We start from the raw sequence: 10,216 nt of genomic DNA, 5'->3' as shown, positions 1-10,216 counted from the left end.
TGTCGAAGGAAGGGCTTTTTTGCAAAGGTCTCAGAACATTTTTGTATTCTTCGCAAAGTTCAGCAATTACCTGAAGAAAATCAAGCTGATTTTGAATACAGGAAGCGTAAACAAGAGTTATTTATCAATGATTTAAAAAGAGTAGGGATTAGCGTTTTATTGGTTAATCAATATGAGGAAATTACAGAGATTTTACGTGAGGTGGAACAAGCACAAAAACGTAAAACTGTCTTTATCTCAGGCGCTGCAGAAGATTATTCTCCTTATTCTCAGCAAGAGGTTGAACAATTTGTTTCTTCTCTTTCTCAAGAGATTTTAAAACTAGGGTATCGTATTGTTACAGGTTTTGGATTGGGAATAGGCAGTTCAGTTATTTCAGGATCGATAAAATATCTTACGGAAAAAAATTTAAAAATAGATGAGGACTATTTGATACTTCGTCCATTTCCTCAAAATAAAGAAGGTAAAGAATTATGGTCTGCTTGGCGTGAAGATATGATTTCTTATGCTGGTATCTCTATATTTCTATTTGGAAATAAATCACAAAATGGAGAGATAATTCCATCAAATGGTATGCAAGAAGAGTTTGATATCTCCAAAAGAAATAAGAATATCCTAATTCCCGTTGCCAGTACAGGTCATATGGCAAAACAACTTTGGGAAGAAGATATGCGCAAGGAGTGCTCTGAAAATATTGAAACTGAAATGCAAGCACTATCTAAAGAAAATATTCCGCTAGATGAATTGAAATATCATATTTTGTCAATTTTAAATAAGGTTAAATAATTATGAAGAGAAAAGTATTTTATAGTTTTCATTATGAAAAAGATGTTTTCCGTGTTCAACAAGTAAGAAATATTGGGAAGCTAGAAGGCAATCCACCTGCGACACCTAATACCTGGGAAGAAATAAAAAGGAAGGGAGATAAAGAAATACAGAAATGGATTGATGAAAATTTAGCTGGTAAAAGCTGTTTGGTTGTTCTGATTGGAGAAGATACAGCTAAACGAAAATGGGTAAAATATGAAATTCAAAAGGCTTGGAATGAAGGGAAAGGTGTATTGGGTATCTATATTCATAACCTAAAAGATCCAAAAAGTGGTAAATGTAGTAGAAAAGGAAGAAGTCCATTTGAGCAATTTAAATTTAAAAAAGATGGTTCTAAATTATCTAATATTGTCAATTGTTATGATCCTAAATCTTCAGATGCCTATAATAATATTGCAGACAATATAGAAGAATGGATTGAAACAGCAATTTCTATCAGAGAAGAATATAAATAATTTAAGGGAATTTATTATGGGAAATAAAGTATTTATTTCATACAAGTATTCTGATAATTCAGTGAAGCAATTAAGGCCACATGACTTTTTTCATGTAACAACTGCCCGTGATTATGTGGATATTATTCAAAATAAATTTGATCGGGATGGAATTCATATTAATAAAGGTGAAAAGGATGACGATAGCTTAGCGGACTTTAAAAGTGAAACTATCCGCTCAAAGCTGGCAGATAAAATCTTTGATAGTTCTGTTACCATTGTTCTTCTCTCCCCTAATATGAAAGATTCTTGGAAAGCAGAGAAAGATCAATGGATACCTTGGGAAATTGCTTATTCATTAAGAAGTAAGCAACGTTCAGATAACAGGAGTAAGCGTAATGCAATTTTGTTAGTAGTTTTACCTGATAGATATGGAAATTATGATTATGTAAATTCATACGGATTTTATTTTGATATTATTCAAAAGAACTTAAATAACCGTCACACTCCATATATTGCATATAAACTAAGAAATGGTTGCTCTAATTCATATATGTTACAGTGTAATTGGGATCAGTTTATTTCCAATCCAAATGCTTGGATAGACGCTGCAATAGAAATTAGAGATAAAGGAGACAAATATAATATCGTAGTAAGACCTTAGTGCATATACCCAAAAGCCGTCTGAAATTTCAGACAGCTTTTACCTTTAGCACATCGACAATCAACTTGAATACATTCAAATGCCCGCGGCGGCTGGGGTAATAGAGATAAAGCGGATCGTAAGTGATGGCGTATTCGGGCAACAGTTCGACCAGTTGCCCAGAATGGAGCGCTAAAAAACCATCTTCTAAAAATTCCCTTTGACATTCTCCATCTTTCCCAATAAAATGAGTTCAAGTTTTTAAACATATAAACCAAAGAAGCCGAATATGCCGCAACAAACCATGAATTTAATGCGCGAGTGCATTCCCATCTTTACCGTGTTGAGTGATGAAAACCGCCATCAAATCCTGCGCGTGCTGTGGGAACATGGCAAGATGAATGTGAATGAGCTGACCGAGCATCTGCATCTGTCGCGCCCTGCGGTGTCGCATCATTTGAAAATCATGCTGCAAGCCGGTGCGGTGGCGGTGGAGCAGGTCGGCAAAGAGCGGTTTTACAGTATTGCCATGGCGGATGCAGTGGCGAGGTTGAAACAGCTTGCCGATTTGATGGCTCAAAATTGCCCACTTTCAAAATAGGGTTATCCGTTAACCCTTTATTTTTACCCAAATACGTTTATATTTTTAAACCTATCAACTTAAAGGAAAGAATTATGTTATTTACCCCGTTCACTTTTCCAAACGGCAAAACCGCCAAAAACCGTATCTTCAAATCTGCCATGGAAGAGCAACTTGCCCAAAACGACCAGCCGTCTGAAAAACTTGTCCGCCTCTACGACACTTGGGCAAAAGGCGGTGCAGGTGTGTTGGTTACGGGCAATGTGATGGTCGCCGAAAGCGGCAAAGGTTCGATAAACGATGTGGTGATTTCAGACGACCGGGGGCTTGAGATGCTGAAAAAATGGGCGAAAGCCGGCACGCAAAACGACACGCTGCTCATCATGCAAATCAACCATGCGGGCAAACAGTCGCCTGCAGTGGTCAATAAAACACCGCTTGCGCCAAGCGCTGTACCATTGGTAGGCATGGACGGCTTTATCAATCCGCCACGCGAATTAACCGCTGATGAAATCAACAGGCTGATTCAACAATTCGTGCAAACCGCCAAATTTGCTGAACAGGCAGGCTTTTCAGGCGTACAAATTCACGCCGCGCACGGCTATCTCATCAGCCAATTTCTCTCGCCGCACCACAACCGCCGCCAAGACCAATGGGGCGGCAGTTTGGAAAACCGTATGCGCTTCCTTTTGGAAACCTACACCGCCATCCGCGCCGCTGTGGGCAAAGATTTCTTAGTGGGTGTAAAACTCAATTCGGCGGATTTCCAAAAAGGCGGATTTGACGAAAGCGAATCGGTGCAGGTGGTACAAAAACTGTCAGAAATGGGCATTGATTTTATTGAAGTTTCCGGTGGCAACTACGAAAGCCCGCAAATGCTAGCCGCCAAAGACAGCACCCGCAAACGCGAAGCTTTCTTCATCGATTACGCCGAAAAAGCCCGTGCAGTCAGCCAAGCTCCGCTGATTATCACCGGCGGCTTCCGTTCGCAAAACGCCATGGAAGACGCCTTATCCAGCGGCCATTTGGATTTGGTCGGTGTCGCTCGTCCGTTTGCCTTAGTGCCTGATTTAGCAAAAAAAATGCAAAACGGCACCTACCAAACCGTGAAAACCGACCGCATCCAAACAGGCGTGGCGTTGGTTGATAAAAAAGCAGGCGCGATGCTGGAAATGAATTGGTACATGACGCAAATGGATTTAATCGGACAAGGCAAACAGCCTGATCCCAAATTGTCAGCGTGGAAAGTATTGCTGAAAACTTTATGGGCAAATGGCAAAGCAGGTTTGAGTACGGGCAGGGCTTGATGATGAAAGCGGTTGGATTTGAAGGAAGATTAAATTTTAAAATTTAACCGTATGTAAAAGCATGGAATATAAATAAATTGATACTAAAAAACCGTTTGAATCTTTAAGTTTAAACGGTTTTTTAGAATTTACGGCAGAGACATTAATACAGAAAAGACCTTGTTTTAGTTGAGATTTAAAATAAAAAATAATGAGTAGATTTAAAACAAGCGTATTGGGGCTTGAGCTAACAGTGTGTCGATGTGTGAATTAGGTAATAGATTGTGATCATTGTAAATGAGCCACATCGTTAAGTTGCTCAATATGAAAACCGCTTTCACTATCGTATTTCACAATACTGATCGAAGTATTTAACAATGACACGGATTTACCCTCATCACGATGGTTTTCCCAAGTCGCTCCGCCTAGTAAGGATAATAAAAGCCGCAAGGTATGGCCATGTGATACCACTAAAATATTGGCTCCCGATTGATGTACTTTAATGATATCGCAAAGGGCGTCCATTGCACGTACTGCTAATTGTTCAAAGGTTTCGCCACCATTGCTTAATGCTTTATAAGCTGCCGGGTCATTGGTCAGTTGTTTGAATTCGGTTAGCTTCCGCAAGTCAGCGATCTGCATACCTTCCCAACTTCCAAAAAATTGCTCATTTAGTCCACAGTGTTGAAAAAGAGGGATGGGACGCTGGCCGATAATATGGCCAGCCGTATCAATGGCACGTTGTAAAATGCTGGAGTAAGCAGCGGTAAATTCTACTTGTTGTAGCGCCGCCCCGGTTTTCTGAGCTCCTGTAATTCCTTGTTCGGTCAGTGGTGAATTGCCTGATCCCTGCAAAAGCTCTTGTTCGTTCCATTGGGTACGGCCATGGCGAATAAAATAAAAAGTGAGCTGTTTTGACATCATAGTTCCTTGGAGAACGGGAAGTATAGGGTATAACTAACTCATAATGCAAAGGCCGTCTGAAACGATAATTTCAGATGGCCTTTTTACTTTAACGTGTGCCGTTTAGATACGGTCGTGCCTGGAGGATAACAAGCTTACGATTGTCAAACGCCCATTCAATGTCCTGCTCACCATTAGCAAATAGCTGTTTGATTTGTTGGCCGGTTTGGTCAAGGCGACGTATTTGTCCTTGATTCATTACATTGCCACTGGTTACAGGCACCTCTCGTACTCCACCGTTTTTATCCAGTTGCAATGCTGTGGTTTCATTAGAGGAGCTGAGACGTTGTACAGAATCATTGCGACGGTTATAGACTACCTGTTCGGCTACCCGTTTACCTTCAACGACACGAATACCCAACCCGCGTTTGGCGGCAATGTAGGAGCTGTTTTTCTGAGCAATATCATAAGGATTGATGGTAACCAACACGCCGGAGAGACCTGCATTGATGCTTTGTTGCACAAAGACACTCATTTTCACGCTATCGTGAGGCAATCCGGCAATACGGCGGGCTTCGTATGCACTGTAATTGAAGACGGAAGCCCAAGATTGCTTCACTGCTTCGGCCAATGCGTTTTCATCGGTAACATTTGGCACGGTGGTGTACAGCCCTGCGCCGCTGAAATTGGGCAGGTCTTCGGAATTAGAGGAGCTACGGACAAACACGCCTTTGCTGTTTAATTGATTGCGCCATTGTTCAGTCCATCTATGTTTCCATTCCGACGGGATTTCGGCATCGGTAATTTTTTTCTGCAGCGTGAGTAAAGCAGTACGGCGCTTGCGATTGTCTCCATCACTTTGCGTTTCGATTTGTGTCAGTGTTGTCGCGTTAATACCCAGCCTATCCATCATGGCTTGATAGTAGGCAAACGGAATGCAGAATCCATCAGGTACATTACTACCTTCAATATGGGCGCGGATATGACCGAGGTTGGCAGCCTTACTACCGCAGTAACGGCTGTCATCACGGCGCAGGTTTGCCAAAGCCCTAAGGCCATAATCGGAAACATCGGGTTGGGGCAGGGTAAGGCCGTCTGAAAAGCTTTTGCTGGTAGTATTCCGGTTGGTTTGGGCAATTAGGTATTGTTTAGCAGTCGCTTCAAATTCGATACGACGGCCAATATATGGGGCTAGGATTTTTTCTGCGTCTTTAAGGTAAATATTGGGAATCCCCCAGCCGCGTGCCAATACATTCACATGCGATAGTGCAGTGGATGGTTTTTCACTGATAATCCCTGCCACAGGTGGCAACTCTAGGGGAACCTCTTTCAAAATAATAATATCGTCGGCTCCGACATTATAAAGATCATCTTCTTTGGCAATAACGCGTAATGTACCTATCGCTTTACCTTGGTTTAGAGGCAGGTAGGGAAAATTTTTAATCAAACTTTCTTGGGTAATAAAAGGAACTTTGCTTTGCTCGGCAACGGTTTCCTGCCATAAAGAATTGGTTTTATAACGCAACGGAGCGTAGAAACTGTCTTTCAGACGGCCTGCCGCCAATTTCAACAATTCAGGCGTGATTTTATCTCCTTCCCAAAACTCATAAACATATTCCTGAGTACTATTCTGCCAACTGATCGTACCAAACAGATAACGCCGATTAGGACTACGATATTGTTGATTCAATTCAGATTTTGACAGCATGGGTTTCAAGATAGTAGCCAGATAGTGCTCGTGCAGCCGAAATTTGGGAGTATTGATGTAGTCGGTACGGTTATCATCTTCACGATCGATGAGAAAGAGGATATGAGGAATTTCATATTCACTACCTTGCTCATAGATACGCGAAAGTAAGTCAAAATCAGCCTGGCTTTTGATTGCAGATAACACAGGAATTTGTGTTTTAACTGGAGTGGCTACAGTTTGACGCTTTTCAGACTCGTAATAAGAAGGCTTACGCGCCGTTGGTGCAGCCGTATCGACTGTCTCAGCTTCAGGACGGCAGGCTGAAAGTAAAAGCAATATTGGGAGGCTAAAAGCAGGCTTCATGATGTTATCGGTTATCCAAATCAGATGAAAAGAAATATACCTATTGTAAAAATCTAAATCAAACTGTTTGTTGCCTGGATAAATCAGTTTTATCATCTGATATTAAATAGGCCGTCTGAAACGTAATTTCAGACGGCCTTTTAGATTGTTAACACTCCTAAAATATTCATGGACCTGAATACTTTAAAACAAGTTATTGAAATTTAGAAGAAGGAAGAAGAAATAGAAAAAAACGATGAGTAGGATAAGGTAAAGTAGAGTTTCCAATATTTTTTAAATATTACCATTCAGACTACATTTTTCCCGTTAATCACTATCTATTTACCATTAGCATCATCTCAGTTAAGATGTCTGAATATTGTTATAAACCACAATTTAGAGTAACGTGTAAATACGTTGAAGCATCAGACAATAAACGAACATGAATGTATCCTGATCAAGTTATCTTAAAGTAATATTTAATTTGCTCATGATATTGAATAAGGACTTTACTGATGAAACCTTTTATTCTGCTGCTATCTGCAGCTTTATTGTCAACTTTTAGCCTAAATGCTTGTACGGAGAGAAATAATATGAGTGTCCAACAACAAACAGAAGCACGTTTCAAATTGAACCCCGAGCCGAAACAACCATACAGGATCAAGGTTAAGATTAATAATGCACCAGGGCCGATGAAACCTATAAACGATATGTATATTGGTTATGCAGCAAGAAATTGTTCTTATACCATTAGTCGGTTGGCAGGTGCGACGGCATCTCCTGAAAAAAATATTCCAATCAAAATGAATTTGGTCGGACATGATGAATACGAAGTACTCTTCTATGCTGATGCTGTACTGGATGAGGATTATTTCGGAGAAGGTGTCTGCCAATGGAAGCCTGAAAATTTTGGAGCTTCATTTAAGGCGACAGGTAAAAAGGAAGAAACTGAATTCAATATCAGCGATGTAATGGGAAATCTTGAAAAAGAAAAAACACTGACCAAATATTATTGGAAGCGAGGGTATCCGTATCATAAAAATGAAGACGGTTTACCAGATGAAAGAATAGCCCCTGATTTTGGGGAGAATACTTTGAAAGGTTATGGACCGGGACCTCATAATGACAATGATTTTTTTAGTATTACCGTTACTTTAGAGGAAATTAAACCATGAGCCAACTAAGCAAACAACAACATGCCGACCTTGCCCAAGATTCCTATGAAAACCGTGTAGTTACCCCTCCTAATAAAACCTTACTTATTGGTGGAAATCATTATAGAGTCCTAGCTATCCACAAAAATCCGACAACAGACTACCAAGGTGTAGTTTATCAAGATGTCCGTACCAATGAGATTGTTGTCGCCCATAGGGGGACGTCATCTCTGATGGATGCCAAAGTTGATCTGAAAATGGTTATACATAAGGCCAATATCCAGGCAGAAGATGCAGTAAAACTGACTAGGATAGCGCTAAAAGCAGCTAAGGAATTTCACGATGATCACCCTGAGTATAACACCCCTAGAATCACACAAGTTGGTCATTCCTTAGGTGGAACGTTAGCTCAAATTCAATCTTATCGTTTCAAGCAGGAGGGCGTTACCTTTAACGCCTATGGTGCAGCAGCTTTAAATGGGATTCCTAAAGGGGGGGATAAAGTAATCAATTATGCCTTGGCCTCAGATGTCGTATCTGCTGCAGGTCCACATTACGGCAAAATGGTCATTCTAGCTCAGAATCACGAACTGATGGGTATGTGGGCTGCTGGCTACAATACAAGTATCAATACATTTGCATCGCAAGCTACTCCAGCGGCACTTATTAATTGGTGGTCTCATTCTATCAGCAATTTTACAGGTCCTAAGTCTATACTTTTGGAGCGCAATTATAGGCCAGCTTTAGAGTTAGCTGAACGCAATAAAAAAATGATTGATGATTATCGTGGCGATGTCAGCTTTATTCGAAGCGGTATTTATAAAACTAACAAAAGTCTGAATGAATCACAAGAAATGTACCGGAAAATCCGGGAAAAAATTGACAGAGATCCGAACCTGATGTCTTGGAATGATAAGGAAGAGCAGTACAATTTTATGCAGACAGTTGCTTCATTTAACCCACAATCTCTTCCACCTGAGGCACAAAAACTTTTTGATTCTGTCAAAGGGCATATGATCGCTTACCATGAGAAAAACGGTTTGCCTATTGATAAAGAAAAATTCCAAAATTCCGTAATGGCTCTTACTGCTTTAGGGACATCACAAGGAATGACTAATGCCACTCTGTTCAGTGTGCAAAGAGATCAATATCTAATTGGTGAACTCAACCCCCATCTAAATCGTGTTGGAATGCATATAAATGAATCTGCCTCTATACCAGCAGTAGAAAGTTTGAATCAAATTCAACAAGCTACACGGCAATTTGAATATGATGAACAACAAAGACAGATAGCGCAAACCCAGACACGAGGTATGAACTTGTCGTAAAAGAAATGGACGCCAAGGCGCGGTTCGGTAACGAACTTGGACTATGATGCCACTATTTTAAAATTGGCAAATGCCTTGGGTGGAATAGAAGATGTCAGTTAAAAATTTGTTCAAAATTCGTTAGGGGACATCGGCAGCATGAAAAAAGGAATACAACCGTCGTAAAACTAGTCGTTATAATGAGAATTTAGTGTGCATCAACAGAGAAAAAGTCATCTGATAAATTTCAGGTGGCTTTTTTATTCTTGGATTCTATACGTGATTGTACTACTGAGCGAAACAGAATTTAGCAGGCTAAAATACTAGCATTATAAATTTAACATAATATAAATTATGTAGTTTTCCTCTATACCTAACAATCGCCATTGTTTATTCCTGTTTGTTAACTATTAGTTAATTTTAAAAGATTCCGTATAGTACTCCAATTTTTAGTATAAAATCAATAGGTTTTGATAGAAATTTGGCTGTTTAATTTTAATTTCACTGTGAACCTATCATTAATAGTAGCCTGAAGAAATAGATTAGGGCAAAGATAGTGAATTGTGCTAACTTTGTTTGAACTTATGCAAAACTGTTCAGATGGTCTTATTTCATTAATCCTATCTTTTTTTCTCTCTACAAAATGCAAAAGACCATTGTTGATTAGTTATTATCACTTATAACTACTGTCAATCCCTGCATTTTAGTTTCCACAGTTTCTCCTACTTTCTTTCAATCTTTCCTTAATCATGTGTGAACCTTTGCTTTTTCAGTCAATGACATTATTTATTGGAGAAAAGTTTTCACTATCAACCTTAACAATCACTATTAAAATGCGCGCCAATATTTTGCCGTCTAGCGTATGCGGCTTGGGCGACTGCGAGGCTGCATTCGAGTAGGTTGCGGTTTTCGTATTCAGACGCGGTGTGCGGTTCGGCTTGGCTTTGCTTCCAAAACCGCAGTTGGGCGATGGCACGGCGCAGGTCGGTATCGTTGCGGAGGATGCCCAGATGGTGTTGGTTGAACGCTTGTAGGGTGGGGCGGCTGAA

8 protein-coding genes and 2 pseudogenes are annotated in these 10,216 nt (G+C 40.2%); 7 read left to right on the top strand and 3 right to left on the bottom strand.

Going from position 1 to position 10,216, the window contains the following annotated elements; translation table 11 throughout:
* From HMPREF2608_RS00655 to HMPREF2608_RS00635, 5 genes and pseudogenes are all read left to right on the top strand, one after another.
* Positions 1 to 786 (top strand): annotated as a pseudogene (locus tag HMPREF2608_RS00655) (hypothetical protein); the annotation flags it as partial.
* Between the two features lie 2 nt (positions 787 to 788).
* Entirely contained in the window at positions 789 to 1,283 is a 495-nt protein-coding gene (locus tag HMPREF2608_RS00650) for a TIR domain-containing protein (protein WP_084824512.1), read from the top strand.
* 16 nt (positions 1,284 to 1,299) lie between these two features.
* Positions 1,300 to 1,926, top strand: coding sequence for a TIR domain-containing protein (locus tag HMPREF2608_RS00645; protein ID WP_070825631.1), 627 nt, complete (start codon positions 1,300 to 1,302; stop codon positions 1,924 to 1,926).
* A 268-nt stretch (positions 1,927 to 2,194) separates the two neighbouring features.
* Positions 2,195 to 2,506, top strand: a complete 312-nt coding sequence (locus HMPREF2608_RS00640) for an ArsR/SmtB family transcription factor (protein WP_070591088.1) — start codon at positions 2,195 to 2,197, stop codon at positions 2,504 to 2,506.
* A gap of 74 nt (positions 2,507 to 2,580) precedes the next feature.
* Positions 2,581 to 3,792 carry an NADH:flavin oxidoreductase/NADH oxidase family protein gene (locus HMPREF2608_RS00635; RefSeq protein ID WP_070825630.1) on the top strand — a complete coding sequence of 404 codons (1,212 nt, stop codon included), beginning with the start codon at positions 2,581 to 2,583 and terminating at the stop codon, positions 3,790 to 3,792.
* A 267-nt stretch (positions 3,793 to 4,059) separates the two neighbouring features.
* On the opposite strand, the gene HMPREF2608_RS00630 is transcribed toward HMPREF2608_RS00635, so the two are convergent.
* Together HMPREF2608_RS00630 and HMPREF2608_RS00625 are read right to left on the bottom strand one after the other, a co-directional pair.
* A complete protein-coding gene (locus tag HMPREF2608_RS00630; RefSeq protein WP_070825629.1) occupies positions 4,060 to 4,692 on the bottom strand; it encodes a histidine phosphatase family protein in 633 nt (210 codons plus the stop codon).
* 91 nt (positions 4,693 to 4,783) lie between these two features.
* The gene (locus HMPREF2608_RS00625) at positions 4,784 to 6,727 is read right to left on the bottom strand and encodes a PEP/pyruvate-binding domain-containing protein (protein WP_070825634.1); all 1,944 of its coding nucleotides are present in this window, start codon (positions 6,725 to 6,727) and stop codon (positions 4,784 to 4,786) included.
* 494 nt (positions 6,728 to 7,221) lie between these two features.
* On the opposite strand from HMPREF2608_RS00625, the gene HMPREF2608_RS00620 reads away from it, so the two are divergent.
* Positions 7,222 to 7,881, top strand: a complete 660-nt coding sequence (locus HMPREF2608_RS00620) for a hypothetical protein (RefSeq protein WP_283115586.1) — start codon at positions 7,222 to 7,224, stop codon at positions 7,879 to 7,881.
* A complete protein-coding gene (locus tag HMPREF2608_RS00615; RefSeq protein ID WP_070825628.1) occupies positions 7,878 to 9,188 on the top strand; it encodes a Tle-like phospholipase domain-containing protein in 1,311 nt (436 codons plus the stop codon). The genes HMPREF2608_RS00620 and HMPREF2608_RS00615 overlap by 4 nt, the downstream gene beginning before the upstream one ends.
* A 794-nt stretch (positions 9,189 to 9,982) precedes the next feature.
* Here HMPREF2608_RS00615 and HMPREF2608_RS00610 read toward each other — a convergent pair.
* A pseudogene (locus tag HMPREF2608_RS00610) lies at positions 9,983 to 10,216 on the bottom strand (L-aspartate oxidase); the annotation flags it as partial.

Origin of the sequence: Neisseria sp. HMSC064D07 (genome assembly GCF_001837185.1) — a bacterium.
Taxonomy (GTDB): domain Bacteria; phylum Pseudomonadota; class Gammaproteobacteria; order Burkholderiales; family Neisseriaceae; genus Neisseria; species Neisseria flavescens_C.
Note: the sequence above shows the minus strand (reverse complement) of the source record. Positions and strands in the feature narration are given on the sequence as shown.

Coding starts and splice junctions, on each gene's coding strand:
- HMPREF2608_RS00650 (WP_084824512.1), top strand. CDS start 789: ATGAAGAGAAAAGTATTTTATAGTTTTCATTATGAAAAAGATGTTTTC.
- HMPREF2608_RS00645 (WP_070825631.1), top strand. CDS start 1,300: ATGGGAAATAAAGTATTTATTTCATACAAGTATTCTGATAATTCAGTG.
- HMPREF2608_RS00640 (WP_070591088.1), top strand. CDS start 2,195: ATGCCGCAACAAACCATGAATTTAATGCGCGAGTGCATTCCCATCTTT.
- HMPREF2608_RS00635 (WP_070825630.1), top strand. CDS start 2,581: ATGTTATTTACCCCGTTCACTTTTCCAAACGGCAAAACCGCCAAAAAC.
- HMPREF2608_RS00630 (WP_070825629.1), bottom strand. CDS start 4,692: ATGTCAAAACAGCTCACTTTTTATTTTATTCGCCATGGCCGTACCCAA.
- HMPREF2608_RS00625 (WP_070825634.1), bottom strand. CDS start 6,727: ATGAAGCCTGCTTTTAGCCTCCCAATATTGCTTTTACTTTCAGCCTGC.
- HMPREF2608_RS00620 (WP_283115586.1), top strand. CDS start 7,222: ATGAAACCTTTTATTCTGCTGCTATCTGCAGCTTTATTGTCAACTTTT.
- HMPREF2608_RS00615 (WP_070825628.1), top strand. CDS start 7,878: ATGAGCCAACTAAGCAAACAACAACATGCCGACCTTGCCCAAGATTCC.